Genomic DNA, 25,955 nt, shown 5'->3' with positions numbered 1-25,955 from the left:
CATGAACCTCGTAAAACAAAGCCCACTGCTCGCACAGTGGGCTTGTAGTCATGTAGTCAGACGGGATTACTGAGGGGAAACTTCGGTTTTAGGTTTGCCGAAATGCCATTCGTAGACCACGAATTTGAAGTCTTTCAGGTCGCCCTTGTCGTCGTACGACAGGTCGCCGGTCGGGGTCTTGAAGGTACCGGCGTGAATGGCAGCAGCCACTTTGTCGGTGTCTTCGGATTTGGCAGACTTGATGCCCTCGGCGATCAGCTGGACAGCGGAGTAGGCCGGGAACACGAACGGGCCGCTCGGGTCCTTGCCATCGGCCTTGATGGCGTCAACGATTGCCTTGTTCGCAGGATCGGCGTCGAACGACTTCGGCAGGGTTACCAGCAGGCCTTCGGAGGCGTTCTGGGCGATTTGCGAGATGGAGTCGTTACCGACACCTTCTGGGCCCATGAACTTGGCTTTCAGGCCTTTTTCCTGGGCTTGGCGCAGGATCAGGCCCAGCTCTGGGTGGTAGCCGCCGTAGTAAACGAAGTCGACGTTGGCTTGCTTGAGCTTCTGGATGATCGAGGAGAAGTCTTTGTCGCCGGCGTTCAGGCCTTCGAAGACGGCAACCTTGGTGCCTTTGCCTTCCAGGGTCTGCTTGACCGCGGTGGCGATGCCTTCACCGTATTGCTGCTTGTCGTGCAGGACGGCAACCACTTTCGGTTTGACGTGGTCGGCGATGTAGTTACCGGCGGCTGGACCCTGGGCGCTGTCCAGGCCAATGGTGCGGAACACCAGCTTGTAACCGCGGCTGGTGATTTCCGGGCTGGTGGCAGCCGGGGTGATCATGATCACGCCTTCGTCTTCATAAATGTCGGAGGCGGGCTGGGTGGAGCTGGAGCACAGGTGGCCGATTACGTATTTGACGCCATCGTTGACCACTTTGTTGGCCACGGCTACGGCCTGTTTAGGGTCGCAGGCATCGTCGTATTCTTTGGCTTCAAGCATCTTGCCGTCAACGCCGCCCTTGGCGTTGATGTCTTTGATCGCCTGCTTTGCACCGACGAACTGCATGTCGCCGTACTGAGTAACCGGACCGGTTTTCGGGCCGGCGATGCCGATCTTGATGGTATCGGCTGCAAACGAATGGCTGGCAACCCCGGCCAGAACCATTGCGGCAAACAGCTTGGAAATCTGCTTAGTAGCCTTACTCATAGTGCTCCACTCATTCTGTTGTAATTTTTATAGTCCTGCGGCCAGAGCTTGAGGACCGGAGTGCTCCGATTTTGCCCTGGCAACTGTACCGGTACAGTGTAGAGCGCTGCTTCGTCGCTTGAAAAGCAGGCCCGCTGGGGCAAATTCGGCGCGTGTCGCTTAATTGACAGAAACTTACAAGAAAGCGGCTTGGTCTTGCCCTGATTCCCGTGGCAATCCTTCGCTTTCAAGTCCTTTTCGATCAATTACTTATTTGAAACCGGGTTTTTCTGCAAAAATACCGACCTCTTACAGTAGTCGAATTATTTCTGGCAGGAACCCATGACTGATCAACCAAGCACCCTCTATGCCAAACTGCTCGGCGAGACCGCAGTAATCGAGTGGAAAGCCCTGGAGCGTTTTTGGGCCAAAGGTGACCTGATTTGGGTCAGCGAGCACCTGGACCTGATCGAAGTTGCACAGGCAATGGCCGAGAACCGCAGCGAAACCTTCGCTGCATGGCGCAATGCTGGCACTGTTGGCCCGCTGTCCGCCGAGCAAGCGCTAGACCTTCAGAGCCGCGATCCAGAGATCTGGGCGGTGGTGGTTTCGCCGTTTATTGTGATTCAGGAAAAGAAAAAAGCCTGAGTGCGCCCCAGATTGGTGCGTGAAAACAAGCAGCGAGGAGATTTTGGTGCGCGGGACTGTTCAGCGAGGGTGGCTGTTGGTAACAGTTGAGTGTGCTTAACGTTAACGGTAACAGATCGCGGGGCAAGCCCGCTCCCACAGGATTACCTGTAGGAGCGGGCTTGCCCCGCGATGCTTCTGATCAGTAATCCACTTTTCCAGTATGACTGTTCAGCGAAATCACCCGGGTCTTGCCGATCCGGTGACGGAAGATTTCGCGCAGGTACTTCACGGCCTTCTTCACGCATTCGCGCGACAGTCGAATGTCATTGATCGAGACGAACTTGCTCTTGTCGTTGATCAGCTCGCGGTATTTCTTCTCGTACATCGGCTTGATCGCATACCAGTTGGTATCGAGGATTTTCGCCGGGTTTTCGAATTCATTGAGCAAATCATCGATGCGTTCTTCATCGAAGGTATCGCTGGTGATGAATTCCAGGATGGCGTTGTCCAGGGTGTCGTCGAAACGGTACGGGTTACGCGCAAAGCAGCGCTTGATGAAGGCCACGATCAAGGTCAGGAAGTCGTCCGACAGGCACGGGCTCTTGGCGATCAGGGTGGTCAGCGACAGGTTCGCCGAAGCGCCGATCACCAGGGCATAACGCTTGAGGGTGGTGTTGGGGAACAGGCTGTTGAGGTGGGTCTTGAGCCGGTTCAGGTCCATGTACGAAAGTTTGTAGTCCTTGGGCAGCGAGACGATCGACACCACCGACGAACAGTTCTTGAAGAAGTGCAGGTCGTGCAGGGCTGCCGCGTCATAACCGGAGGCCTTGTACTGTTCCAGCGCTGCGCGATAGCGCTTGGACTCGATCGGCAACAGGCTGATGCCTTCGATCGCCTGGGTCACCTTGTTGAAGTGCGGCAGGTCGATGGAGCGGAAGAACAGGTCGTCGATGTTCAGACGCGGCTGGTCCTTCTCGAACACTTTGAATTTATCCGAATTCGGTGACGGCTGTTCCGGTACCACGGACTCGGCGTAGGCAATTGCCACGGGGCCGGCCAGGCTCATGAACAGGTCGTTGGCATCCAGGCGAATGGTTTCGCCGATGTCGATGCCGGCGCGACGGAAGTAATTCTGGTCGTAGTCGGTGGTCACCGCCTGGGCGGTCAGGATGTTGAAGATCTGCTGGGAGATGTACTGGTTGGCGTGCTTTTCCATGGCATTGACATCAATGTTCTGGATGTTGCCGTCATCATTCTCTTCGGCGTAGCGCATGATGTCGTTGGAAATCAGCATCATCGCGTTCCAAGGGCGGATACGGCCCATGACGCTGGCTTCGCTGCTGTCTTCATTGTCGAAGTTGTAGGAGAAGTCCCACTCTTCGGACAGGTACTTGCACAACAGGCGTCCGGCGTTGATGTGCAAAGCCTCGGACATTTCGCTGCGATGATCGGAAATATTCGGCAGCACGCAGATGCCGCTGGTGAAGATCGGTTCGAAGACGAACGAGTGCCCGCTCTTACCGTCGTTTTCGTCGGCCGGCTTGGTGTCGAAGGTCTTGTTCATGTACGAGTACTGCTGGGCCAGGCCAAACTCCGAGGCCATGCCCGAACCGGTACCACCACCGGCGCTGAAAATGTAGAAGTACAACCGCGACTGGTTGGCCTTGATCCCGCAGGAGTCGATCAGATACGAGTGGATCAGCTTCCAGTCGGCGCTGGAAAAACGATGGGTTTCCTTGTTGAGGATGATCTTGGCCAGGTACTGGCCGAGGATCGGCGCGTTACCGGCGCCCCCGGCATGGACTTCCGAGAGGTCCATGATCTTCATCTTGCTGTAGTCGCGGATGAAGCCGCTTTTTTCACCCTTGCGCGAGAAGCGGATACGACCGGCAATGTCTTTGTCCAGGTCGCCCAGCATTACCAGCGGCTCAACCAGGAACACCGGCTTGCTGCCCTTGTTCTGTACCAGGCGCAGGTTGTTGCGGATCCAGCGTGCGGGACTGTAGCTGGGCTCGCTGCCGGCGCGATCTTCGTTGTTGAATTCGTTGAGATAGAAGGTGCGGGCGTTGTATACAAGTTCGGCGACATCGAGGGCGATGTTCGAGCCGCAACGGCCCAGGCCGATCAGGCAGACTGATGGGAACTGCTGATCCAGGCGTAGCTGGCTATCGTCTTCGACGTGGACACTGGGCGGAAACACCAGATCGCGCAGGCCGTCGAGGTTGTCGAGGATGCGCTGGATATCGGGCTCGGTGAAATACAGGTACTGCTGCGGGTTAAGCGTTCGCGGGCTGTAGAATTCTCTGGGCACTGGAGCGCTGAACGCGGGAGTGGGTGAAGTCAGCTCGGAAACCGCGTTGGCAGAAGTAGTCTTGGAGGTCATTTTGCGCCATTTGCCTGGGGGTGGGTGGCTGTTCTAGTAGATATCATAGAGCCATCACTGGATAAGTTTCGCGACTGTATCAGTGCGCATTTGGCGTGAGCGATAGGGGTCTGCCCTAGTGCTATAGGAGTTTTCCTTGCCACGCCTGCAAACTGAATCGTCCAATCTTTCAACTTCTTTAATCTGTCTGGAGCTGTTCATGAGCACTGCACGTCCTTCACTGGGGTTTGCCGGAATCGGTCTGATGGGATTGCCGATGTGTCGGCGCTTGTTGGCGGCGGGGTATCCGTTGACCGTCTGGAACCGTTCGCCGGACAAGTGTGCAGCGCTGGTCGAGGCGGGCGCGCGGCAGGTGGAGACTCCGGCCGAGCTGTGTCAGGCGGCTGATCTGGTGCTCTTGTGCCTGGCCGATACGGCGGTGGTGCGTGAGGTGGTGTTCGGGCCTGAAGGTGTGGCCAAGGGGGCCAAGGCCGGGCAGTTACTGGTGGATTTCTCCAGCCTGGAGCCGACCGCGACCCGGGAGATGGCCGCGGAACTGGCTGCGCTCAGTGGCATGAGCTGGCTCGATGCGCCGGTCTCAGGTGGCACGCCAGGGGCCGAGGCGGGCAGTCTGGCGATTATGGTCGGTGGCGATGCGCCAGACCTTGAACGCGTGCGCCCGGTGTTGCTGACCCTGGGCCAACGGGTTACCCATATGGGCCCGGTCGGGGCTGGGCAGGTGACCAAGGCCTGCAACCAGATGATCGTGGCCTGCAACGCTTTGGTGATTGCCGAGGTGGTGGCGCTCGCCGAGCAATCCGGCGTCGATGCCAGCCTTATTGCTGAAGCCCTGGCCGGTGGCTTTGCCGATTCCAGGCCGTTGCAGATTCTGGCGCCGCAAATGGCGCAGAGCTGCTTCGAACCGGTCAAATGGCATGTACGTACCTTGCTCAAGGATCTGGATACAGCAGTGAAGTTTTCGCGCGAACAGGGTTCGGCAACGCCGCTCAGTGGCCTGGCCGCGCAGCTGATGCGCTTGCACGGAAGTCAGGGCTATCTGCAAAAAGATCCGGCGACATTGATCGATCTGTACCGGCGTAAGGATTGAAGCTGACCAGCGACGATTCGTCTCGCTGGTCAAGTTGACTGAGGATCGCGCGCAGCTCACCCAGGGGGACGGGGCGGCTGAGCAGATAACCCTGGACGAAATCGCAACCCTGCTGGGCGAGGAACTGGTATTGCTCCATGGTTTCCACGCCTTCGGTGATCACCTGCAGGTGCAGGGTATGGGCCATGACGATGATGGCCTGGACAATTTCCATGTCCTGCCGGCAGTGCGGTACATCCTGAACGAAGGAACGATCGATCTTCAGGGTGTCCAGGGGCAGACGCTTGAGATAGGCCAGTGATGAGTAGCCGGTGCCGAAGTCATCGATCGACAGCGAGACACCGAGGGCGCGAATGCCCTTGAGCAGTGCGATGGTGCTGTGAATGTTGCCCATCAGCGCGTTTTCAGTGACTTCCAGTTCCAGCTGACCGGCTGAAAGCCCTGCCCGTTGCAGGGCGTCCTCAACTTCTCTGACCAGTGTTTCACGGCCGAGGGTCACCGCCGAGCAATTGACCGTGACCTTCAATCTGCCATAACCATGACGATTGAGTTGCGCCAGGTCTTCACAGGCATGGCGTAGCACCCACAGATCAAGGTCGGCGATCAGGCCGTTGGCTTCGGCGATGCCGATGAAACGCTCCGGGCTGAGCAAACCGTGCTGCGGATGTTGCCAGCGCACCAGGGCTTCAAGCTTGGCCACCTGACCGGTGTGCAAGTCGAAGATCGGCTGGTAGTGAATACGCAGGCCCCGCTCTTCGAGCAGGGCGATGCGCAGCTCTTCTTCCAGTTGCAGCTCCAGCGTGGCGCGGGTCTTGAGGCTGCTATTGAAGAAATTCAGGCTGTTACGTCCGCAGCCTTTGGACTGATACAGCGCCAGATCGGCATTCTTGAGCAGTTCATCACAGCTGCGGCCATCGTCGGGGAAGACGCTGATACCAATGCTGGTGGTCATGACCATGCGCCGTCCGGCCAGGTCGATCGGCTCTTTCATTTTTTGCATGATGCGTTGGGCAAGGTGCCGGGCTTCTTCGCGGCTGCTCAAGGCAGTCAGGATGCAGAACTCGTCACCACCAAAGCGGGCCACCACGTCCTGGCTACGGGTCGCCGCCTTGATGTAGCCGGCAATGACCTTGAGCAGCTCATCGCCGGCATCGTGACCAAGGCTGTCGTTGATTCGTTTGAAATGATCGATATCGAGGAACATCACCGCCAGCATGCCTTCATTGCTGCTCTGTTCGACCAGGCGCTCGGCAAACACCTGATTGAAGCCGCGACGGTTGATCAGGTTGGTCAGGGCGTCGTAATGAGCGGCCTGCTGCAGCGACACCCGCGCCTGATCCAGTTGGCTGAGCAGGACATTGACCCGGCGCAGGTCGTGCTCCTTGCTTTGCAACTTCTGGTCGGAGAGGGCGGCACTGATACTGCTGGCGCTGACCAGCAGGGTGATGAAAGCGATGGTCAGGCCCAGTTGCAGGTTGTTGTCGGTACCTGGCAGGACCACCACCGCGTCGTTGGGGATAATCAGGGTCATGCCCGCCATGCCGGTGAAGTGGGTGGCGAACATGCCGCCGGCCATCAACAGACTGGCCGCGTATTTGAGCAACAGATGAAGGGTGCCGCTGCCATAGCGAAAGTAGCGCGCCAGCAACAGGGCCAGCAGGCTGGTGATGATGGCAACTGCAATCGAGGCGGCGAACATGTCCGGACGATAGAATTGTTCGGCGTTGGAGCGCATCGCGGACATGCCGATGTAATGCATCGCAGCGATACCCAGGCCAATGCAGGTGGCCACCTGGAGGAAATGGCGGACACGCAGGTCATTGCGGCCCAGGGTGTTCATCGCCAGCCAGCCGGCGAACAGCATGACGATCAACGACAAGCCTGTCAGGGCGAAGTCGTAGTGGAGCTCAATGGGCGCCTGGAAGGCCAGCATGCTGATGAAATGCAGGGCCCAGACACCACCGGCCAGGCAGCAGGCGCCGAGCAGACGCCATTGGCGCTGGGCCACGGGCTGCTCTACATGGTTCAGGCGTTCAGCCATGCTCAAGGTGGCGAAGCTGCCTGCGCCAGCGACCAGAAAGGCAAGTACGACCAGGTAAGGGTTGTACTGGCACTCTAGAATGATCTGTCCGTTTGCCGGAAGATCGACGAGCATCTGTAGCCCCAGCCACTCCATAGCCTGCCTCTTTGTCGAGTTTTCACTCGTCCCCCAAAAGCCTGTCTGGAGACTGTTCTGCAGGAGTATAGAAAGAGGGCACTAACCCATGCGGATTAATGGCACTTTGACTTCTACGATTTGGGCATTGGGGTAATAGCGGGGGGTTCTAAAGCATCGCGGGGCAAGCCCGCTCCCACCGTGATTGATGTAATCCTGGTGAGAGCGGGCTTGCCCCGCGATGAGATCGACAGACTGAGTTTATCCGGCGACCAATACCCGGATCGCTTCCAGGCGCAGCGCGGCTTTATCCAGCATTGCCAGGCCTTGTTCACGTTGCTTGCGAACCGCTTCGATCTCGCTGTCGCGCACGCTAGGGTTGACCGCTTGCAATGCGGTCAGACGTGCCAGCTCTTCGTCGGTTTCCGCCGCCAGGCGACGCTGGGCTTCGGCGACACGTTCGGCGTGACGCGGCATGATCTTGGCTTCACCACTGTTGATCCGTGGCGTCAGCACATCGCGCTGGGCCTGGATGAACTTGTTGGCGCTGGCCTTTGGCACGCTCTCGAGCTGGTCGTTGAGGGTTTCGAACGATACCCGTGAGGCCAGGTCGTTGCCGTTGGTGTCGAGCAGGCAGCGCAGTGCCGCCGGTGGCAGGTAACGGCCCAGTTGCAGGGCACGCGGAGCGACCACTTCGCTGACGTACAGCAGTTCGAGCAGCACGGTGCCGGGTTTGAGCGCCTTGTTCTTGATCAGCGCCACCGCGGTGTTGCCCATCGAACCGGACAGCACCAGGTCCATGCCGCCCTGGACCATCGGGTGTTCCCAGGTAATGAACTGCATGTCTTCGCGAGACAGCGCCTGGTTGCGGTCGTAGGTGATGGTCACACCTTCGTCGTCGCCCAGCGGGAAGCTGGCGTCGAGCATTTTTTCGCTCGGTTTGAGGATCAGGGCGTTTTCCGAGTGGTCTTCGCTGTCGATGCCGAAGGCGTCGAACAGGGTTTCCATATAGATCGGCAGGGCGAACTGATCGTCTTGTTCAAGGATCGCCTCGACCAGTTCCTGACCTTCGCCAGCGCCGCCGGAGTTGAGCTCCAGCAGGCGGTCGCGACCGCTATGCAGCTCGGCTTCCAGGCGCTCACGCTCGGCGCGGGCCTCATCGACCAGAACCTGCCATTCACCGTCGTCACCACTTTCGAGCAGTGGCAGCAGGCGTGGGCCGAACTGATGTTGCAGGGCGTTGCCGGTCGGGCAGGTGGCGAGGAAGGCGTTCAGTGCCTGGTCGTACCATTGGAACAGGCGCTCTTGCGGGCTGTTCTGCAGGTACGGTACATGCAGTTCGATGGTGTGCTTCTGGCCGATACGGTCGAGACGACCGATACGCTGCTCGAGCAGGTCAGGGTGGGCAGGCAGGTCGAACAGCACCAGGTGATGGGCGAACTGGAAGTTGCGGCCTTCACTGCCGATTTCCGAGCAGATCAGCACTTGCGCGCCGAATTCTTCGTCAGCGAAGTAGGCGGCGGCGCGGTCACGTTCGAGGATGCTCATGCCTTCATGGAACACCGTGGCCGGAATCCCGGAGCGCACGCGCAGGGCGTCTTCCAGGTCCATGGCGGTTTCGGCGTGGGCGCAGATCACCAGAACCTTGACCCGCTTGAGCATCTTCAGGGTGTCGATCAACCAGTCGACCCGAGGGTCGAAGCGCCACCAGCGTTCTTCTTCGTCGGTGTCGCCCTGAGACTGGAATGCCACCTCGGGGTACAGTTCGGCGTGTTCGCCAACCGGCAGCTCCATGTATTGATCGGGGCTTGGCAGCGGATAAGGGTGCAGATTGCGTTCCGGGAAGCCCTGAACGGCGGCACGGGTGTTGCGGAACAGTACGCGGCCGGTACCGTGGCGATCGAGCAGCTCGCGAATCAGACGCGCGCTGGCCTGGGTGTCGCCGTCGTTGACCGCAGCGAGCAGGGCTTCGCCTTCGGCACCGAGGAAGCCTTCGATGGTGGCGTGGGCTTTGGCCGACAGGCGACCTTCGTCCAGCAGCTCCTGTACCGCTTCGGCGACCGGGCGATAGTGCTCGCTTTCGGCTCGGAAGGCCGCCAGGTCATGGAAACGGTTCGGATCGAGCAGGCGCAGGCGCGCGAAGTGGCTGTCCTGGCCCAGTTGCTCAGGGGTTGCGGTCAGCAGCAGGACACCAGGAATGACCTGGGCCAGTTGCTCGACCAGCCCATACTCAGGGCTGACCTGCTCTTCATGCCAGACCAGGTGATGGGCTTCGTCGACTACCAGCAAGTCCCAGCCGGCGGCGAACAGCGCGTCCTGGGCTTTTTCGTCTTCGGTCAGCCATTCCAGGGCGACCAGCGCCAACTGGGCATCTTCAAACGGGTTGCTGGCGTCGCTTTCGATAAAGCGCTCGGCGTCGAACAGCGCTACCTGCAGGTTGAAGCGGCGGCGCATCTCTACCAGCCACTGGTGCTGCAGGTTCTCCGGCACCAGGATCAGCACACGGCTGGCACGGCCCGAGAGCAACTGGCGGTGGATCACCAGGCCGGCCTCGATGGTCTTGCCCAGGCCCACTTCATCGGCCAGCAGTACCCGTGGGGCGATACGGTCGGCGACTTCGCGGGCGATATGCAGCTGGTGGGCGATAGGTTGGGCGCGGGTGCCGCCCAGACCCCACAGTGCGGATTGCAACTGGCGGCTGGTGTGTTCCAGGGTGTTGTAGCGCAGCGAGAACCACGGCAACGGGTCGATCTGTCCGGCGAACAGGCGGTCGCTGGCCAAGCGGAACTGGATGAAGTTCGACAGTTGGGTTTCTGGCAGGGTGCAGGCCTGGTTCTGCCCGTCGAGGCCGTGGTAAACCAGCAGGCCGTCGACGTCATCGACCTCGCGAACGGTCAGTTTCCAGCCTTCGAAGTGGGTGATCTGGTCACCGGGCGAGAAGCGCACCCGGGTCAGGGGCGCATTGCGCAGGGAGTACTGGCGGGTGTCGCCAGTGGCCGGGTAGAGCACGGTCAACAAGCGGCCGTCCTGTGCCAGAACGGTCCCCAGACCTAGCTCGGCTTCGCTGTCGCTGATCCAGCGTTGCCCCGGTTGATACTGCTGCGCCATACTGCCTGACTCCCGCTTTGAAAAGCCGACTATCTTAACGGATAGGACTGTGCAGACCAAAGAGTCTAGCAATATCAGCGACAAAAACCGCTGCAGCTACACTTCGAGCCAGTGCTTGCTGTAATCAGCCCCTCATATTCTTGCTTGTTGGCTCAAGGCCTCTGTTGGCTAGCCGACACAGTGGCGACAGGAGATCTACCCCATGCTGCCGCCCATCATTCCGCTTAGTGCTGCACCCGTGACATCGCAACTGGACCCGGTCAAGCCGACCCCCGACATCAAGCCGGTGGTGCCTGCGCAGCCAACGTCCAGTGAAGGGGCGATCGACCTGAAACACCGCGACCCGGAAAAATCGGCGCTGTTGCTGCGTGAAGAGCAGCGACGCCACCAGGGCCGACGCCAGTCGGCCAGAGACGACGAGCTCTACCAGCCGTTGCCGGGAGATGAAGTCAACGCTGACAACACCGTGCCCGTTGCGCCACTGATGGGTGAACAGCCGCGTCAGGGGCTGTTGGTGGATATCGAAGTCTGAGCGTGCAGTGCTGTCACTGGTCAGCGCAGGCAACAGCCTTCATTATGAACGGATCGCAGTCCGCTTCCTGAGTCAGACCATGAGCCAAGATGACAACCTGATCGACCTCGGTGCCGAACGCGCCCGGCGTGTCCACGACCTCAATGAAAAACGCCTGAACGAAGTGCGCCAGGCGTTCGAGCAGGCCATGCCGCTGGGCAAGACCAAGAAAAAGCCCAAGGGCAAACCCAAGAAGCGTTGAAAACTTGATGCAGGTCAAGCCTGCACCCGCCTTGCGCGCCCGGTTCCGGGCGCTATTGACCTCGATCAATTTCCTTTCGTCATCCATTGGTTACCTTGAGCCCATCAGACAGGTACAGGCAAATGGAGGCCGACATGTTCTTCGATAATGTGGTTATCGCTGGAGTCATTACAGTCGGCCTGATGCTGCTGTTCTTTGTCGGATTCGGAATTTTCATCTGGAAGGACTCGAACAAGCGCAAACAGCGCTGATTCTTCCGGTACACGAGCACGCAAGGCATTTAGGGCGACTTCGGTCGCCCCTTTTTTTGTCCGCAAGAAACCTTTCCGCTGTGCTGGACTTTTATTAGTTAGCTAGCTAATAATCTGTTCCTGATTCTTTCACCCCATCCTGTCTATCGTTACAACACAGTCAGCCAAGGTTCGTCCCGTGCCCATCACTTTGCAGGCCCTGTTGGCGCCGAACAAACTCGCCGTGCAATTTGCCATCAAGACTTTGCTGGGCGGTGGCCTGGCCTTGTGGCTGGCACTGCGCTGGGGACTGGAGCAACCGGCCTGGGCACTGATGACGGCCTTTATTGTTGCCCAGCCCTTGTCGGGCATGGTTTTGCAAAAAGGCCTGGCACGGCTGTTCGGGACCCTGGTCGGCACGGCCATGTCAGTGCTGTTCATGGGGCTGTTTGCACAGACGCCCTGGTTGTTCCTGTTGGCTTTGGCGCTGTGGCTGGCCTTGTGCACCGCTGGCTCGACCATGCTGCGCAGCGCCTGGGCCTATTCGTTCGTGTTGGCCGGTTACACCGTAGCGATCATCGCCTTGCCGGCGATCAATCATCCGCTGGCGGTGTTCGACCAGGCCGTGGCGCGCTGTACCGAGATCTGCCTGGGGATTGTCTGCGCCACGGTGACCAGCGCCTTGCTCTGGCCCATGCGCGTTGAACAACAGCTAGGGGGACAGGCGCGCCAGGCCTGGCTCAGTGGCTTGCAGGCGGCCAGCGCGACCCTGACCGGTGAAGCTCAGGCGCGCAAGGGCTTGCTGGAAATTCTCGGGCGCATCGTTGCCGTCGACGCCCAGCGTGAACATGCCTGGTTCGAGGGGCGTCTTGGCCGAGAGCGTGCCAGGGCAATCCGCGGATTGAGTCAGAAATTGCTGATTCTCCTGCGCATCGCCCGTTCAGTGCGGCGGCAGTGGCAACAGCTGGACGAAGCCCAGGCGCTACATCTGCAGCCTTGGCTTGATGAGGTGCATGATGCCCTGGCCGTACCCGATCAGGCCGGCCTGTTACGCCTGCGTCAACGGGTCTGGGATGCGGCGCACGATGACAGCATCAGCTCGGCCGAACATTATTGTCTGGCACGCCTGACCTTGCTGCTGGACAACGCCATGGCCGCGACCCTGGCTTTAAGCGCAGTGGAGGAGGGCAAGGCACCCGCGGATGTCCCCGACAGCCTGGCCGCGCATCGTGATCTGCCGCTGGCACTGTTGTTCGGTTCGCGCAGCGCCCTGGCTTTTCTGGCCATGGCCGGTTTCTGGCTGGCCACCGCCTGGACCGCGGCTCCTGGCGGCCTGGTGTTGACCTGTGTGGTCTGCAGCCTGTTTGCCAGCCGTGAGAACGGCGCGCAGATCGGTATGAGCTTTCTGCGCGGGATCCTGCTGGCCATCCCCGTCGCATTTGTGGTCGGGCAGATCCTGCTGCCGCAGTGGAGCGGCTTTCCCATGCTGTGCATGTCCATGGGTGTGCCGTTGTTCTTTGGCGCACTGGGCATGGCCAACCCGCGTATCGGGGCGACCGCCACGTCCTACTGCCTGCATTTCATCGTCCTGGTAGCGCCACTCAATGCCATGAGCTTTGAGGTTGCGAGCTTTCTCAACAGTGCCCAGGCCATGTTGATCGGCGTGGGGGCGGCGGTGCTGGCGTTCAAACTGTTGGTGCTGCGTAATCCGGCCTGGCACGGCCGCCGCCTGCGCGCCGCGACCCAGAACGACCTGGTGCGTTTGACTCGCCGTGAGCTGCGCGGCGCCGATACCTGGTTTGGTGGCCGTATGGCCGACCGTTTGCTGCAGCTGGCGCGGCATTACTCGGCATTGACCGAGCAGGAGCGCGGCCGTTGGGATGATGGCGTGCATGGCCTGGATATCGGCGATGAGCTGTTGCACTTGCGCCACTGCCTGGCCGTTGCCCGCGCACCGCTGGCAGGCGCCGACCGCGAGTATCTGCAGCAACTGGAAGCGGTGCTGGCACGAGGCCCGGCGCCGGGAAGAGGCCAGCGCCTGGATGCCGCCAGTGCCGCGTTCATCGAGGTCCTGCAACGCCAACCCCCCAGCGATCCGATACGCCTGGCGGTGGGGGCGGTGTTGCAGTTGCAGCGCAGTTGGGACAAATGGTGCCGTCGACAGGAGGAAATTCATGGGGTTGCGTGAGTGGGCGCTGGGTGGTGTGTTGCTCAGCCCGTTTTTGATTTACGTGGTGTTGGCCCTGGTGCTGACCGCTGCCGTGCGCCTGCTGCTGCGCCTGACCCCGTTGGGGCGTTGGGTCTGGCATGAGGCGTTGTTCGATTGCGCATTGTTCATTTGTGTATTGACCCTGGTAACCCTGGGACTTGGGCCTTTGTAAGGAGAGTGACCATGCGTGCATTGCTACGTATCGCAGTAACCTTGTGCCTGGTGGCAGTAGCGGTGTTTGCCGGCTGGAAACTCTGGCAGTACTACATGCTCACCCCGTGGACCCGCGATGCGAAAATCCGCGCCGACGTGGTAATCATTGCCCCGGACGTCTCCGGCTGGGTGCGCGAGCTCAAGGTGCAGGACAACCAGCAGGTCAAGGCTGGCGAATTGCTCATGTCGATCGATCGTGACCGCTTCGAAGCGGCGCTGGACAAGGCCAGCGCTGTGGCCGAAACCCGCCAGCAGCAGTTACGCCTGCGCGAGCATGAAGCTTCGCGCCGTGCCGCTTTGGGGCCGCAGGCGATCAGCACCGAACTGCGTGAAAACGCACAGATCAATGCCGCAGTGGCCCGTGGTGAATTGCGCCAGGCTCAGGCCGACGTCAAGGCGGCGGAGATCAACCTGGCCCGCAGCCAGGTCAAGGCACCGCGCGATGGCCATATCACCAACCTGCGCCTGGCCGAGGGCAACTACGTCAATGCCGGGCAGCCGGTGATGGCGCTGATTGACGACTCGACCTTCTACGTCCAGGCGTATTTCGAAGAAACCAAACTGCCGCGCATCCGTGTCGGCGACCCGGTCAAGGTCTGGCTGATGAGCGCCGGCGAGCCCATGCAGGGGCACGTCGAAAGCATCAGCCGCGGTATCACCGACCGCAATGCCAACCCCGACAGTCAGTTGCTTGCCGAAGTCGAGCCAACCTTCAACTGGGTGCGCCTGGCCCAGCGCATTCCGGTGCGGATCAAACTGGACCAGGTTCCCGAGGGGGTAACCTTGAGCGCAGGCATGACCGCCAGCGTGCAGGTGCGTGAAGACCAGGTGCAGCGCTGATCAAGGCTGCTGGCGTGTAGCGGCCAGAACGATTTCGCGGATGCACACATGCTGCGGTTGCTGGTAGGCATAGGCGATAGCGCCGGCAACATCCTCGGCGCTGAGCACCTGACCGCCCATTTCGGCTTTCCAGGCCTGGTAGCCGTCCTTGATCCCGGCATCGGTGGTATGCCCAAGCAGTTCGGTTTCCACCGCGCCCGGAGCGATAGTCACCACCCGCACATTGTGGGCCGCGACTTCTTCGCGTAGGTTCTCGGAAATGCCATGCACGGCGAACTTGGTGCCGACATAGGCCACATGGTTGGGAAAGGTCTTGCGTCCGGCCACCGAGCTGACATTGATGATCGTGCCCTGGCGCCGCTCGATCATGCCGCCTACAAGGGCATGGATACCATTGAGCAGCCCTTTGACGTTGACGTCGAGCATCTGCTCCCACTGATCGGGGTCCTGTTCGTGCATCTGCCCCAACAGCATCACGCCGGCATTGTTGACCAGCGCATCGGCCGGGCCATAGAGGCTTTCAGCTTCTTTCACGGCCGCGACAAAGGCCCCGCGGTCACGGACATCCACGGCACGGCACAGACAGTTCGGCAGGGCCAGGGCCTGCATTCGTTCCAGGCGCCGGGCCAGCAGTAACAAAGGATGCCCCGCGTTCGACAGCAGGCGTGCGGTGGCTTCGCCGATACCCGAACTGGCGCCAGTGATGATAATCAGTGGTTTGTGCATGATGGTCTCCAAGGCATAATTGATTTCAATGGCTCAAGTGTATTTGCTTGGGTTTCGTCTGAAAAACGGCTTATTTCTCTCGCTGGTATCGGAATTACCTATGGATGTTCGCCATCTGAAGGCGTTTCTTGCGGTCTTCGAGGAGCGCAACATCACCTCGGCTGCGCAACGGCTGTGTGTCGCCCAACCGACATTATCGGTCACCATCCGCCAGCTCGAAGAGGAGCTGGGTGTCACGCTGTTCCTGCGTCAGGCGCGTGGTGTCGAGGTCAGTGAACAGGCCCGGCAGTTATACCCACAGGCGCAACGCCTGGTAGCTGAGGCTCAGGCCTTGAGCCGACGTTTCCGCGAGGGGCAGGACCGCCTGCCACTGCAACTGGGTGTAGAAGCGGATATCGCCGCCAGTCAGGTTGAGGCATTTGTCCGCTTGGCCATTCAGGCTGTCCCCGCTGTGCAACTGACCTTGCTCGACGGTTGTGTCGGCGATGCGCGGCTCGGGGTCGAAGCCTTGTGCTGTGAGGATGAGTTATTCCTGGCGCTCTGGGATGAGCCTTTCGTGTTTGCCATGGCCACAGGCAGTAGCACGACTGACCGCTGGATCACCTGCCCGCAGCACGTTTCCCATCAACGCCTGCTCGCGTTCTATGGCAATGGCGAGCAGGTCGGGCATGCCGGTTCCCTGCAGCAGGCCGTGCCGATGGTCGCCGCAGGGTTGGGGGCAGCGTTGTTGCCACAGTCGCTGGTCGAGCGCCATCCCGGGCTGCAGTGGCGCCCTTGGCAAGGTTCGGCACTGACCCGCCGGGTGGGGCTATGTTTTGCTGCTCAGGCTCTGCAACTGCCAGTGCTTGCACAACTGCATCAGGCCCTGGGCGGCGTGCAGGTCGCTTAAAGGAACATACCGCCCGACACTTCCAGACGCTGGCCATTGATCCAGCCGCCACCCTCGCCGAGCAGCAGTGCGACTGCCGCGCCGATATCATCCGGCAAGCCCACCCGGCCCAGGGCGGTATTGCTGGCGATAAAGTCGTTGACCTCGGTGTTGTCGCGGACCACGCCGCCACCAAAATCGGTCTCGATGGCGCCCGGCGCGAGGATGTTGACGCGGATGCCCCGCGCCCCCAGTTCCTTGGCCTGATAGCGAGTCAGTACTTCCATGGCGCCCTTCATCGCCGCATAAGCCGCATAGCCGGGCAGGGCGAAGCGGGTCAGGCCGGTGGAAATATTGACGATCCGGCCCTGGTCGGCAATCAACGGCAACAGCCGCTGAGTCAGGAAAAACGGCCCCTTGAGCTGGATATTGCACAGCTGGTCGAACTGCGCCTCACTGGTTTCGCTGAACGCCGCGTTGATGCCGATACCGGCATTGTTGACCAGAAAATCCAGCTGCTCGCGGCCAAACAGCGACTTGAGGGTCTGGCGCAATTGCTCGGCGAAGCTGTCGAAGCTGCCACTGTCGCTGACATCCAGTGCCAGCATTGCGGCGCGCACACCTGATTGCTCCAGAGTCTGCACCAGCGCCTGGGCTTCCTGCGCCTTGCTGTGATAGGTGCCCATAATGTCGATGCCCTGGGCCGCCAGGTGCAGCGCGGTATTTTTGCCCAGGCCGCGGCTGGCGCCGGTGATCAATGCGATTTTCCGATTCATGCTCTGTACCTCGGGGTGAGAGGGGAGAAGTCGAAGAAAGTCTATTGGTCGGCTGAATGCTGATAAATCCACGGTTTTCGGAAATACTGGTCGGTACTTGCGAACAATCGAGCCTGCAACCATGAACAAGCTGGAGTTGCTGCGTACCTTTGTCCGGGTCAGCGAGCTGTCGAGTTTCACCCTCGCCGGGGAAAGTCTGGGGCTACCGCGATCAACGGTCTCCGAGCAGGTCAGGGCCCTGGAGAGCCTGCTCGGTACGCGCTTGTTGAATCGCACTACGCGGCGGGTCCAGGCCACTCAGGATGGCTTGCATCTGTACGAGCGTAGCAAAGACCTGTTGTCGCGCATGGATGAGATCGAAGGCCTGTTCCACAGTGAAAAGGCCGCGCTGATCGGTCGTTTACGCATCGATCTGCCGACCTTGATGGCGCGACGTATCATTCTGCCCAACCTGCCGCAGTTCATTGACTGTCACCCGGGGATCGAGCTGGAGATCAGTTGCACGGATCGTCAGGTCGACCTGTTGCGTGAGGGGTTCGACTGTGTGCTGCGCATCGGCACCTTGAGTGACCTGGACCTGATTGCCCGGCCGCTGGGTTTCCTCGCTCAGATCAACTGCGCCAGTCCACGCTATTTACAGCGTCATGGCGTGCCAGAGAGTCTGGCCGACCTGCATCACCACCAGTTGATCCACTATGTAAAGAACCTGGGCAGCCGCAGTCCGGGTTTCGAGTACCTGCAAGCCGGTGCCTTGCAGGTTCAGCCCATGGCCGGGGCCGTTACTGTCAACAGTACCGAGGCCTATGAAAGTGCCTGTGTGGCCGGGCTTGGTCTGATTCAGGCACCAGCGGCAGGGCTGCAAGGCTATCTGGATCGCGGCGAACTGGTGGCGCTGCTGGCGGATTTCGTTCCGCCGCCGATGCCGGTTTCGTTGCTTTATGCCAGGCAGCAACATGTGCCGCCGCGCCTGCGTGCGTTCATGGATTGGCTGGCAGCGTTGCTTGAGCCTCGTCTGGATCAAGCGGCAGGCGGAAACTGAACAGGGTTCCAGCTTCCTGGCTCGAGATCACCTCCATTCGCCCACCATGGGCCAGGGCGATCTGGTTGGCGATGTACAGACCCAGCCCCAGGCCGGATTGCACCGTGTCGTTCAGCGGGTGAGAAAACGGTTGGAACAGCTGCGCCAGAACCTGCGGGGCAATCGGTGCGCCAACGTTATGCACGCCGAGCACGAAGGCTCGATCACGAATCTGTGCACTGACGTCTACCGGCTGGTCCTGGGCACCGTGGGTCAGGGCATTGGCTATCAGGTTGGAGAGTAACTGGGAGACCCGCTCGCGATCACAATTGACGCCGCTCAAGTCGCCGATGTGCAGACTGATCTGGCGCTGCGGGTGAACACGTTGCAGTTCCGAGGCGACGTGCCTGAGGGCATCGCCCAGGTCCGGGCACGGCTGGATATTGACGGTGATGCCATTGCCCAGGCGCCCACGGGCAAAGTCCAGAACATCACGCACCAGCTGTGTAGCGCGCCGACCGCTGGTGAGGATGTGCTGGGCAATGGTCCGGCTTTTTTCATCCGGCAGGCGTTTAGTCAAGAGTTCGGCCCCGGCCGTGATCGCAAACAGCGGATTGCGCAGGTCATGGCCGAGCACGGCAATGAACTGCTCGCGCAGCTCGGCCATGGCCCGTTCCTTTTGCAGGGCCTGCTCGGTTTTCTGGGCGTTTTCCTCGCTTTCTATCTGGATCGACAGCAAGCGTGCGAAGGACTCCATCATCGGCTGGATGGGACTGCCTTTGAGCGCTGCAGGCTGGGGGTCAAATGCGCAGATAGTGCCGAAAAAGCTACCATCGGTACGAAACACCGGTACCGAAATATAACTTTCGAACCTGTAGATTCGCGGCGTGGGATGGTTGCAGTACAGCTCGTCCTCGCTGGCCTTGTCGATCACTATGGTCCGGTGAGTGCCGCGAATTTCGTGGCACAGGGTAGAGGTCAGGTCCAGCTCGCCGCCCACTTTGAGGCCAAAGCCCAGGGTGTCGAGCACCGCACAGGCGGTCCAGCTGTTGTCACTGACCCGGGCCACGGCGGCAAAACGCAAGCCGGTGGATTCACAGATTACCTGCAAGATGGCCGGCACCACGTTGATCCGGCCTATCGTGGCGATATCGGCGGTAATAGCGTTGTTCATCGATCATTCACGGCAGCTGGCGACTTGAACAATCAGTGTGGGTCAAGTCTGGCGAGCCGGCCTGGATCGGCCGAAAAAATCCGTACCCGTCGGCCAGGATTTTCCATTAACCTTGGACCTCGAGTCGCTCCAGCAGAGAGAGACCACAATCGCCCCGCGTGCCAATCCCTTTCGTCCTGCGTCCTTGTGGATGCTTCAGTGAGGTTTGACATGCACATCACATCACAGGATATCTGTGCCGCCGCCGACCAGCTCAAGGGTTTTGTCGGCTTTCACCGCAAGCTGGGCAAGCATATCGTGCGCTTCAGCGAAGACTCCTTCGGCATGGACGTCGCCGATGACAGCATCACCCCCAGCAGCGAATTCGTCTGGCAGGACGGCGAGGGCGAAGTCATGACCCTGAGCCGCGCACTGATCGAAATTCTCCTGGCGCAGAATGTTGATGAGCGACTCAATGTCAGCGAGCCATTGCGGATTTACCTGCGTCGCCGCGACCTGCCGGAGATTGCCGCGCAACGGCGCCTGCGCACGTAATCCCGGTAGGAGCGGGCTGTCAGCTACATCGCATCGCGGGGCAAGCCCGCTCCCACAGGTTGGCGCAACAGTTGTTCGAAAGCCTGCTTGTCGATCGGCCTGCTCAGGTAGAAGCCCTGAACTTCGTGGCATTTTTCCTTGCTCAGGGCCTTGAGTTGCTGCTCGGTTTCCACCCCCTCGGCGGTAACCGTCAGGCCCATGGCCTTACCCAGGTTGATGATCGCCTGGACCACGGCACGGTCGTTACCGTCACTGCTCAGGCCGGCAATGAAGCGCTTGTCGATCTTGATACTGTCGAAGGGGTAGGTGCGCAGATAGCCCAGTGACGAATAGCCGGTGCCGAAGTCATCCATGTTCAGGCGCACGCCCAGCTCCTTGAGCGCCGTCATGGTGCCCAGCGCGCCTTCGATATCGTTGAGCATGACGTTCTCGGTAATCTCCAGTTCCAGGCGCTGGGCGGGAAAGCCGGTGTCGACGAGAATCTTGTAGACGTCGCTGACCACATCACTGCGGGAAAACTGTGCGGGCGACAGATTGACCGAGACCAGCAGCTCTTGCGGCCAACTGCGTGCGGTCTCGCAGGCCTCGCGCAACACCCAGCGCCCCAGAGGCACGATCAGGTCGGTCTGTTCTGCCAACGGAATGAAGGTATCCGGCCCCAGCAGGCCCTCGACCGGATGCTGCCAGCGCACCAGGGCTTCGACCGAAACGATCTGCAAGGTATCCAGGCGATAGCGCGGTTGATAGTGGAGGACGAATTCGTTGTTCTTCAGCGCTTTGCGCAGGTCGTTTTCCAGCTGACGGCGGTACTGGATCTGTTCGTTCATCTCCGGCGAAAAGTAGCGCCAGGTGTTTTTGCCATCGGCCTTGGCCTGGTACAGGGCGATATCGGCGCAGCGGATCAGCTCGCCGGCATCAAAACCCTGCAGGCGGGTCTGGGCGACACCCAGGCTGGCGCCGACGTGCAGAATCTGCTCCTCGAAGTGGATCGGCTGGTGCAGATTGTCGATCAGGCGCGCGCAAAAGCGGTCGATTTCGTTGCGGCTGTCCATGCCGTTCATGACCAGGACGAACTCATCTCCGCCCAGGCGCGCCACCAGGTCACCGTCACGGGTCGATTCGCGAAGGCGGGTGGCGACTTCCAGCAGCACCGCATCGCCGGCGGCATGGCCGAGGGAGTCGTTGATCGGCTTGAAGCTGTCCAGGTCCAGCAGCAACAAGGTCAAGGGGGCGGCGTCCTGGCCTTTGAGCAGCGCCTGTTCGAGAAAGCGTGACAGCTTGTTACGGTTGGCAAGACCAGTCAGTGCATCGTGCATGGACAGGTGCTGGATGCGGGCGTGGGCTGCCACTTCATCGGTGATGTCACTGGCGGTGCCGCGAAACCCGGCGAGCTTGCCTTTGATCATGATCGAGCGCGCCGACACCCGGCAAAAACGCAGCTGACCATTCTGGTCGCGATAGCCGCAACGCAGATTGGCCATTTGCCCCGGGTCGGAATCGGCCTGGTTGTCGAGCCAGAGGGTCAGGGGGGTGGTTTCGCAACTGAGCAGTTGATTGATCGGTTGTCCCAGCCAGTCCTCGGTGCTGAACCCCGTCACCGCGACAAAACGCTGGGACAGGTAGCTCAAACGATGGTGGCGGTCGGTTTCCCAGATCCAGTCCGAGGCGGCCTCGGCTACTGCTCGAAAACGTTGTTCGCTGGCTTCCAGAGCCAGGTTGCTGGCCTGCAGGCGCTGCAGGGTACCGTCGATTTCCCGCGAAGTACGCAAGGCGTAGCGGAAGAAGTAGACCATCAACAGCCCGAGCACCAGCATGGCGCCGAGCAACGGCGGCAGCACAGCCCAGAGCAATTGATCGCCTGGGCGCGGCGTAAGCCACTCCAGACGGTAGCCGGTAGTGCCCAGGGGCAGGCTCGACTCGTCGGCCGCCAAGGCCCCGGTTTTTTCGATGCGCATCCCTGTCAGTCCAGCGCCGGCGCTCAGATTGGCCAGTTTTTCCGGGGTCAACTGGTCGACGAAAATCATTACCGAGGTGGTTTGCGGGTCAATGCCCAGCTCTTCATCGTCAGGACGGATGGCAGCGGCCGACAGCACTGCCGGCCAGCCATTGAACAATATGTGCCGGGTGATCTGCTGGCGCTCGGCGGCAACGTTCCGGGCCTGGGCAATGATCGGTGCCAGCGCGTCATCTATATAGGTGCTGGCCGGTGCACTGCTGAGCTGGCCTTTGAACAAGGCGTATTTGGTGCTGTGGTCATCGACCACGAACACCCCTTCAAAGCCGCTGGCGGTGTACAGCGAGTCTCCGACGTTCTTTTCTTCATGGGCCCACTTCAGGTCTGCAGCGCCATTGAGGTGCTCGTAGGCGGCATCCCATACGGCGTAGCTGGAGAGGAACTGCCTGGCCGCCTCAAGCCGCTGCTCCAGTGCTTTGTGCGCGTAGAAGCTGCTTTTTTCACGTTCGTCGGCGTTGAGCGAGGTGGCAATGTTGAACAAGGCCCCGAGGGCAATCAGGCAGGCCAGGGCAAACAGCGTGGCGATACTGGCGATGAGCTTACGCGTTTGCAGGGTGGGGGGCGGGCTGGTAGACGAAACCTCGACGATCCTGTCCATACGCATCCTGATCCTTGGTGAGTTGCGTCCCGGCGGCTGCGCCGCCGGGCGAACGTTCAATCAGGATAGGCCAGCTTCAGCGCTGTGAGGTCCGGTTGGGCGAAATTGACCTGGTTGCGTCCGCTTTTCTTCGCCGTATACAGGGCTTTGTCGGCTTCGTTGAGCCAGTCCTGGGCGTCAGCCAGACCCTCGCGGCAGCTGGCAAGGCCGATGCTCAAGCTGATACGCAGTTCCGGCAACTGTGGATTGCGGTAGCTGCCAACCCGCTCGCGCAGGCGCTCCATGGCCAGGCTGGCTTGCTCAAGGTTGGTGTTGGGCAGGATCAGGCAGAATTCGTCGCCGCCATAGCGGCCGGCCAGATCGTCCTCGCGCAAGCCGAGTTTGAGCTCATTGCTGAGCTGACTCAGTACGCAGTCGCCCACCACATGTCCGTAAGTATCGTTAATGGCTTTGAAGTGATCGATGTCGATAAGCGCGATCACCGCCTGGCAATGTTGTTGCTGGCAGGTCTGGAACTTGAGCTGCAGCAGGTCTTTCCATGAACCGTGATTGAGCAGGCCGGTCAGGCTGTCGGTGCGGCTCAGGGCGCTGAGGCGGCGTTTATGCTCGGAGAGATTCATTGCCAGCCGGTAGCAGACCCAGCCGACCGCCATCGGATACAGGGTCAGCATTGGCAGGCAGGCGTAAACCTGCAGAGGCGTCGCCTGCAGCTGCAAACCGGCACCGAGCAGGGCAATCGAAAGCCCTGCACCCAGGCCCTGGATAAAGAGCCCCTTGAAGAACAGGCGCTGACCACCCGCGGCGAAGTTGTTCATCGCCATCATTGCCAGGATGGTCACGCTGGGCAGTGGGTTGAACTGCATGGCGGCAGTCCAGAATCCACCCATCAACGAATCGACCAGCAAGTTGCGGTATTCGGCGTGATAGGGGACGGCGGCGCGTCGAGCCAGTTGAAACGCCAGGTGTGGCCAGATCAGGCCATTGAACAGCAGCAGGCCCCAGACCCACACTGGCATCTGCAGGGTTGAAATGCCGGCCATGACACTGAGCATGCCGATGCCCAGGCCGATAATGCGCGGCAGGTATATTCTCCTGACAAATGAAAGTCCCTTGCCGCTTCTATTATCCATCATGGTAGCTGGTCTATTCCGGGGCGCCGTTTATCGCATAAAACGTGTGAATATTGTTGAACAATCGCAGGCTATTGAAAAATGGCCTTACAAGCCATTTCACGGTTGATGCAGCCACCTTGGGGTAACATGAAATTAGCCCTTATCCTTGGAGTGCTTCTACTCATGGCCCCTTTGCTCCCCGAGGCCGGTGAACCGGCGCAGCGCCAGGATGGGCGATACCACAACCAGCGGGCCTTGCCGCAAGACAGCGTGTTTAAAAAACTGCGCATCGGCTTCAAGTTCCTGTTCCTTGGCAAGCCGCCGGGAACCCGACCGGATGTAGAGATTGCCGTGCAGCCTCTGAGCCGTCAGCAATTGCTCGAAGCGCCGGATCGCAGCCTGTGGCGCCTGGGGCACTCCACGGTACTGCTGAAACTGCACGAGCGCTTCTTCATCACCGACCCGGTATTTGCCGAACGCGCCTCGCCGGTGCAATGGGCCGGCCCCCAGCGCTTTCACCAGCCACCACTCAAACTTGAAGAGCTTCCGCCGCTGACCGCAGTGATCCTTTCTCATGATCACTATGATCACCTCGATGAACAGGCGATACGCCAGCTGGCCGATCGGGCCGAGCATTTTCTGGCGCCGATGGGCGTTGGCGACCTGTTGATCGAGTGGGGGGTTCCGGCGTCCAAAGTTCGCCAGCTGAACTGGTGGCAGGAAACCCAGGTCGAGGGCATCCGTTTCGTTGCCACCCCGGCGCAGCATTTTTCCGGACGTGGGCTGTTCGACAGCAACAGCACCCTGTGGGCGTCGTGGGTGATCCTGGAGGAAAACCTGCGGCTGTTCTTCAGCGGCGATACCGGCTACTTCGACGGCTTCAAACAGATTGGCGAGCAATATGGCCCGTTCGATGTAACCCTGATCGAAACCGGTGCCTACAACCTTGAGTGGCCTAATGTGCACATGCAGCCGGAGCAAAGCCTGCAGGCGCATAAAGACTTGCGCGGGCGCTGGCTGCTGCCGGTGCATAACGGCACCTTCGATCTCTCGGTTCACAGCTGGCATGAGCCGTTCGATCGTATTCTGGCCTTGGCCAATGCCGCTCAGGTGTCGCTCAGTACTCCGCAGATGGGTGAGCGGGTCAGCCTCGACCAGCCCCATAGCGGTCCGGCCTGGTGGTTGCCCAAACCGCAGCGCCAACCGCATTCGGCTGGCGAGCGGGTGATGGCGATGAAGGAGCTGTAGGCGCGCCGGTTACTGTCGTGAGCGTTCGCGCGCTTTTTCCTTGTTCTGTGTCGCGGGTGGAGAAGGGGGCTTGCCGCTGTCGCTGCGTATCTGGGCATGACTGATCAGGGCGAAGATGAAGCTGCCACCGATAATGTTGCCAACCAGGGTAGGGGCGGCGAAGTCCAGCCAGAACACCTGCCAGCTGACCTCTCCGGCCCAGGCGAGGTAAGAGACTTCCACCGAGCCTACGACGATATGAGTGAAGTCGCCGAGCGCCATCAGGTAAGTGATCATCAAGATGATCCAGATCTTGGCGTGCTCCATGGAGGGAATCATCCAGACCATGGTGGCGATCATCCAGCCAGAGATGATGCCTTTGGCAAACATCTGGCTCAGGTCGTTCTCCATCACCTTGCGACCGACATCGAGAAAGGCCTGGTCGGTCTTGCTGTCGAAGATCGGCAGGTTCAGCATCACGTAAGACACCAATATGGTGCCAGCCAGGTTGCCGAGCAGAACCACAGACCATAAACGCAGCAGACGTCCGAGGTTGTTCAGCGTCGGTTCAGTCATGACTGGCAGCACGGCAGTCAGGGTGTTTTCCGTAAACAGTTGCTGGCGCGCCAGAATCACCGCCAGAAAGCCGGCCGAATAACCCAGGCTGGCAATCACCTGGCTGCTGTCGCCTTCCGGCAGCCGCGCATAGAACAGTCCCATCGCCATCATCGACAGCCCCATGCTCAGCCCGGCGGCTAGCGCCGACCACCAGAGGGCGGCCAGGGTGCGTTCCAGCTCCTGGTCACCCTGATAGCGGATGATCTCGTGTAACACGGCGGCACGGGGCGGTTGATTCTGGCTGACTTCCTGCTCTTCATCCGCTGACAGGCCCGGGGTTTTGCTGCTTTCGGTCTCGCTCATGGCAGTGGCTCACATGGGGTGCCTCTACTACAGATCAGCGCCGAACCCGTTTAGTTGCCTGCTTGCAGGGTATTGGTTGAAGTACCTATATATAGCTATCTGAAACCAATTTGAAATAAGTCCTTGACGTGCCTGTGGATCTCTCTATAATTCGCCCCACTTCCGGCGCAGTCGGAACGGAAAACT

22 protein-coding genes are annotated in these 25,955 nt (G+C 60.2%); 12 read left to right on the top strand and 10 right to left on the bottom strand.

All coding sequences use genetic code 11. From position 1 onward, the window contains the following. Window positions 1-66 precede the first annotated feature (66 nt). Window positions 67-1,194, bottom strand: a complete 1,128-nt coding sequence (locus AC07OF_RS05810; protein WP_157191443.1) for a branched-chain amino acid ABC transporter substrate-binding protein — start codon at window positions 1,192-1,194, stop codon at window positions 67-69. A gap of 321 nt (window positions 1,195-1,515) precedes the next feature. Here AC07OF_RS05810 and AC07OF_RS05805 point away from each other — a divergent pair, with 321 nt between their 5' ends. Further along, on the top strand, window positions 1,516-1,821 hold the full coding sequence (locus tag AC07OF_RS05805; RefSeq protein WP_038607954.1) for a DUF2288 domain-containing protein: 306 nt from the start codon (window positions 1,516-1,518) through the stop codon (window positions 1,819-1,821). A gap of 181 nt (window positions 1,822-2,002) precedes the next feature. On the opposite strand, the gene AC07OF_RS05800 is transcribed toward AC07OF_RS05805, so the two are convergent. Further along, window positions 2,003-4,186 (bottom strand): hypothetical protein, encoded by a 2,184-nt coding sequence (locus AC07OF_RS05800; protein ID WP_157191444.1) that lies wholly within the window; start codon window positions 4,184-4,186, stop codon window positions 2,003-2,005. Window positions 4,187-4,385: 199 nt separating this feature from the next. Between AC07OF_RS05800 and AC07OF_RS05795 the strand changes: the two genes are divergently transcribed. After that, window positions 4,386-5,273, top strand: coding sequence for an NAD(P)-dependent oxidoreductase (locus AC07OF_RS05795; protein ID WP_038607960.1), 888 nt, complete (start codon window positions 4,386-4,388; stop codon window positions 5,271-5,273). Here the strand turns inward: AC07OF_RS05795 and AC07OF_RS05790 are convergent. Together AC07OF_RS05790 and rapA are read right to left on the bottom strand one after the other, a co-directional pair. Continuing rightward, complete coding sequence (locus AC07OF_RS05790) at window positions 5,173-7,449, bottom strand: putative bifunctional diguanylate cyclase/phosphodiesterase (RefSeq protein WP_495072662.1); 2,277 nt, start codon at window positions 7,447-7,449, stop codon at window positions 5,173-5,175. The genes AC07OF_RS05795 and AC07OF_RS05790 overlap by 101 nt on opposite strands. A 240-nt stretch (window positions 7,450-7,689) precedes the next feature. After that, complete coding sequence (rapA, locus tag AC07OF_RS05785) at window positions 7,690-10,536, bottom strand: RNA polymerase-associated protein RapA (protein ID WP_157191446.1); 2,847 nt, start codon at window positions 10,534-10,536, stop codon at window positions 7,690-7,692. 202 nt (window positions 10,537-10,738) lie between these two features. Between rapA and AC07OF_RS05780 the strand changes: the two genes are divergently transcribed. From AC07OF_RS05780 to AC07OF_RS05755, 6 genes are all read left to right on the top strand, one after another. After that, window positions 10,739-11,068: an aspartate-semialdehyde dehydrogenase gene (locus tag AC07OF_RS05780; RefSeq protein WP_157191447.1), complete on the top strand. Its 330-nt coding sequence runs from the start codon at window positions 10,739-10,741 to the stop codon at window positions 11,066-11,068. Window positions 11,069-11,147: 79 nt separating this feature from the next. Next, on the top strand, window positions 11,148-11,309 hold the full coding sequence (locus AC07OF_RS05775) for a hypothetical protein (RefSeq protein WP_198325402.1): 162 nt from the start codon (window positions 11,148-11,150) through the stop codon (window positions 11,307-11,309). Window positions 11,310-11,443: 134 nt separating this feature from the next. Beyond that, window positions 11,444-11,560 (top strand): cytochrome c oxidase subunit CcoM, encoded by a 117-nt coding sequence (gene ccoM / locus AC07OF_RS05770; protein ID WP_038616278.1) that lies wholly within the window; start codon window positions 11,444-11,446, stop codon window positions 11,558-11,560. A gap of 178 nt (window positions 11,561-11,738) precedes the next feature. Then, the gene (locus AC07OF_RS05765) at window positions 11,739-13,727 is read left to right on the top strand and encodes an FUSC family protein (RefSeq protein ID WP_495072661.1); all 1,989 of its coding nucleotides are present in this window, start codon (window positions 11,739-11,741) and stop codon (window positions 13,725-13,727) included. Beyond that, the gene (locus AC07OF_RS05760) at window positions 13,714-13,920 is read left to right on the top strand and encodes a DUF1656 domain-containing protein (RefSeq protein ID WP_038607973.1); all 207 of its coding nucleotides are present in this window, start codon (window positions 13,714-13,716) and stop codon (window positions 13,918-13,920) included. The genes AC07OF_RS05765 and AC07OF_RS05760 overlap by 14 nt, the downstream gene beginning before the upstream one ends. A gap of 11 nt (window positions 13,921-13,931) precedes the next feature. Next, window positions 13,932-14,801 (top strand): efflux RND transporter periplasmic adaptor subunit, encoded by an 870-nt coding sequence (locus AC07OF_RS05755; RefSeq protein WP_495072660.1) that lies wholly within the window; start codon window positions 13,932-13,934, stop codon window positions 14,799-14,801. Here the strand turns inward: AC07OF_RS05755 and AC07OF_RS05750 are convergent, their stop codons facing one another. Beyond that, entirely contained in the window at window positions 14,802-15,527 is a 726-nt protein-coding gene (locus AC07OF_RS05750) for an SDR family oxidoreductase (protein ID WP_495072659.1), read from the bottom strand. Window positions 15,528-15,627: 100 nt separating this feature from the next. Here AC07OF_RS05750 and AC07OF_RS05745 point away from each other — a divergent pair, with 100 nt between their 5' ends. Next, entirely contained in the window at window positions 15,628-16,416 is a 789-nt protein-coding gene (locus tag AC07OF_RS05745) for a LysR family transcriptional regulator (RefSeq protein WP_495072658.1), read from the top strand. Here AC07OF_RS05745 and AC07OF_RS05740 read toward each other — a convergent pair. Next, window positions 16,413-17,171: an SDR family NAD(P)-dependent oxidoreductase gene (locus tag AC07OF_RS05740; RefSeq protein ID WP_495072657.1), complete on the bottom strand. Its 759-nt coding sequence runs from the start codon at window positions 17,169-17,171 to the stop codon at window positions 16,413-16,415. The genes AC07OF_RS05745 and AC07OF_RS05740 overlap by 4 nt on opposite strands. 121 nt (window positions 17,172-17,292) lie before the next feature. Here AC07OF_RS05740 and AC07OF_RS05735 point away from each other — a divergent pair, with 121 nt between their 5' ends. Next, window positions 17,293-18,210: a LysR family transcriptional regulator gene (locus AC07OF_RS05735; protein WP_342624478.1), complete on the top strand. Its 918-nt coding sequence runs from the start codon at window positions 17,293-17,295 to the stop codon at window positions 18,208-18,210. Here AC07OF_RS05735 and AC07OF_RS05730 read toward each other — a convergent pair. Further along, window positions 18,149-19,363: a GAF domain-containing sensor histidine kinase gene (locus tag AC07OF_RS05730; RefSeq protein ID WP_157191453.1), complete on the bottom strand. Its 1,215-nt coding sequence runs from the start codon at window positions 19,361-19,363 to the stop codon at window positions 18,149-18,151. The genes AC07OF_RS05735 and AC07OF_RS05730 overlap by 62 nt on opposite strands. A gap of 210 nt (window positions 19,364-19,573) precedes the next feature. Here AC07OF_RS05730 and AC07OF_RS05725 point away from each other — a divergent pair, with 210 nt between their 5' ends. Further along, the gene (locus tag AC07OF_RS05725) at window positions 19,574-19,897 is read left to right on the top strand and encodes a DUF2025 family protein (protein ID WP_157191454.1); all 324 of its coding nucleotides are present in this window, start codon (window positions 19,574-19,576) and stop codon (window positions 19,895-19,897) included. Between the two features lie 23 nt (window positions 19,898-19,920). Here the strand turns inward: AC07OF_RS05725 and AC07OF_RS05720 are convergent, their stop codons facing one another. Next, entirely contained in the window at window positions 19,921-22,509 is a 2,589-nt protein-coding gene (locus AC07OF_RS05720) for a bifunctional diguanylate cyclase/phosphodiesterase (protein WP_495072656.1), read from the bottom strand. Between the two features lie 56 nt (window positions 22,510-22,565). Then, on the bottom strand, window positions 22,566-23,642 hold the full coding sequence (locus AC07OF_RS05715) for a diguanylate cyclase (RefSeq protein WP_495072655.1): 1,077 nt from the start codon (window positions 23,640-23,642) through the stop codon (window positions 22,566-22,568). A gap of 126 nt (window positions 23,643-23,768) precedes the next feature. Here AC07OF_RS05715 and AC07OF_RS05710 point away from each other — a divergent pair, with 126 nt between their 5' ends. Continuing rightward, on the top strand, window positions 23,769-24,869 hold the full coding sequence (locus AC07OF_RS05710; RefSeq protein WP_495072654.1) for an MBL fold metallo-hydrolase: 1,101 nt from the start codon (window positions 23,769-23,771) through the stop codon (window positions 24,867-24,869). Window positions 24,870-24,878: 9 nt separating this feature from the next. Here AC07OF_RS05710 and AC07OF_RS05705 read toward each other — a convergent pair whose 3' ends face one another. After that, entirely contained in the window at window positions 24,879-25,769 is an 891-nt protein-coding gene (locus tag AC07OF_RS05705; RefSeq protein WP_157191458.1) for a formate/nitrite transporter family protein, read from the bottom strand. Between the last annotated feature and the right edge of the window lie 186 nt (window positions 25,770-25,955).

Source organism: Pseudomonas sp. GW821-FHT10B02 (assembly GCF_059415665.1).
Note: the sequence above shows the minus strand (reverse complement) of the source record. Positions and strands in the feature narration are given on the sequence as shown.

Bases quoted from the DNA above. Each gene is read 5' to 3' on its own strand.
- AC07OF_RS05795 (WP_038607960.1), top strand. From the start codon at position 4,386: ATGAGCACTGCACGTCCTTCACTGGGGTTTGCCGGAATCGGTCTGATG.
- AC07OF_RS05715 (WP_495072655.1), bottom strand. From the start codon at position 23,642: ATGATGGATAATAGAAGCGGCAAGGGACTTTCATTTGTCAGGAGAATA.
- AC07OF_RS05780 (WP_157191447.1), top strand. From the start codon at position 10,739: ATGCTGCCGCCCATCATTCCGCTTAGTGCTGCACCCGTGACATCGCAA.
- AC07OF_RS05750 (WP_495072659.1), bottom strand. From the start codon at position 15,527: ATGCACAAACCACTGATTATCATCACTGGCGCCAGTTCGGGTATCGGC.
- AC07OF_RS05705 (WP_157191458.1), bottom strand. From the start codon at position 25,769: ATGAGCGAGACCGAAAGCAGCAAAACCCCGGGCCTGTCAGCGGATGAA.
- AC07OF_RS05810 (WP_157191443.1), bottom strand. From the start codon at position 1,194: ATGAGTAAGGCTACTAAGCAGATTTCCAAGCTGTTTGCCGCAATGGTT.
- AC07OF_RS05760 (WP_038607973.1), top strand. From the start codon at position 13,714: ATGGGGTTGCGTGAGTGGGCGCTGGGTGGTGTGTTGCTCAGCCCGTTT.
- AC07OF_RS05735 (WP_342624478.1), top strand. From the start codon at position 17,293: ATGAACAAGCTGGAGTTGCTGCGTACCTTTGTCCGGGTCAGCGAGCTG.
- rapA (WP_157191446.1), bottom strand. From the start codon at position 10,536: ATGGCGCAGCAGTATCAACCGGGGCAACGCTGGATCAGCGACAGCGAA.
- ccoM (WP_038616278.1), top strand. From the start codon at position 11,444: ATGTTCTTCGATAATGTGGTTATCGCTGGAGTCATTACAGTCGGCCTG.
- AC07OF_RS05805 (WP_038607954.1), top strand. From the start codon at position 1,516: ATGACTGATCAACCAAGCACCCTCTATGCCAAACTGCTCGGCGAGACC.
- AC07OF_RS05710 (WP_495072654.1), top strand. From the start codon at position 23,769: ATGAAATTAGCCCTTATCCTTGGAGTGCTTCTACTCATGGCCCCTTTG.
- AC07OF_RS05730 (WP_157191453.1), bottom strand. From the start codon at position 19,363: ATGAACAACGCTATTACCGCCGATATCGCCACGATAGGCCGGATCAAC.
- AC07OF_RS05790 (WP_495072662.1), bottom strand. From the start codon at position 7,449: ATGGAGTGGCTGGGGCTACAGATGCTCGTCGATCTTCCGGCAAACGGA.
- AC07OF_RS05720 (WP_495072656.1), bottom strand. From the start codon at position 22,509: ATGGACAGGATCGTCGAGGTTTCGTCTACCAGCCCGCCCCCCACCCTG.
- AC07OF_RS05755 (WP_495072660.1), top strand. From the start codon at position 13,932: ATGCGTGCATTGCTACGTATCGCAGTAACCTTGTGCCTGGTGGCAGTA.
- AC07OF_RS05775 (WP_198325402.1), top strand. From the start codon at position 11,148: ATGAGCCAAGATGACAACCTGATCGACCTCGGTGCCGAACGCGCCCGG.
- AC07OF_RS05740 (WP_495072657.1), bottom strand. From the start codon at position 17,171: ATGAATCGGAAAATCGCATTGATCACCGGCGCCAGCCGCGGCCTGGGC.
- AC07OF_RS05800 (WP_157191444.1), bottom strand. From the start codon at position 4,186: ATGACCTCCAAGACTACTTCTGCCAACGCGGTTTCCGAGCTGACTTCA.
- AC07OF_RS05725 (WP_157191454.1), top strand. From the start codon at position 19,574: ATGCACATCACATCACAGGATATCTGTGCCGCCGCCGACCAGCTCAAG.
- AC07OF_RS05745 (WP_495072658.1), top strand. From the start codon at position 15,628: ATGGATGTTCGCCATCTGAAGGCGTTTCTTGCGGTCTTCGAGGAGCGC.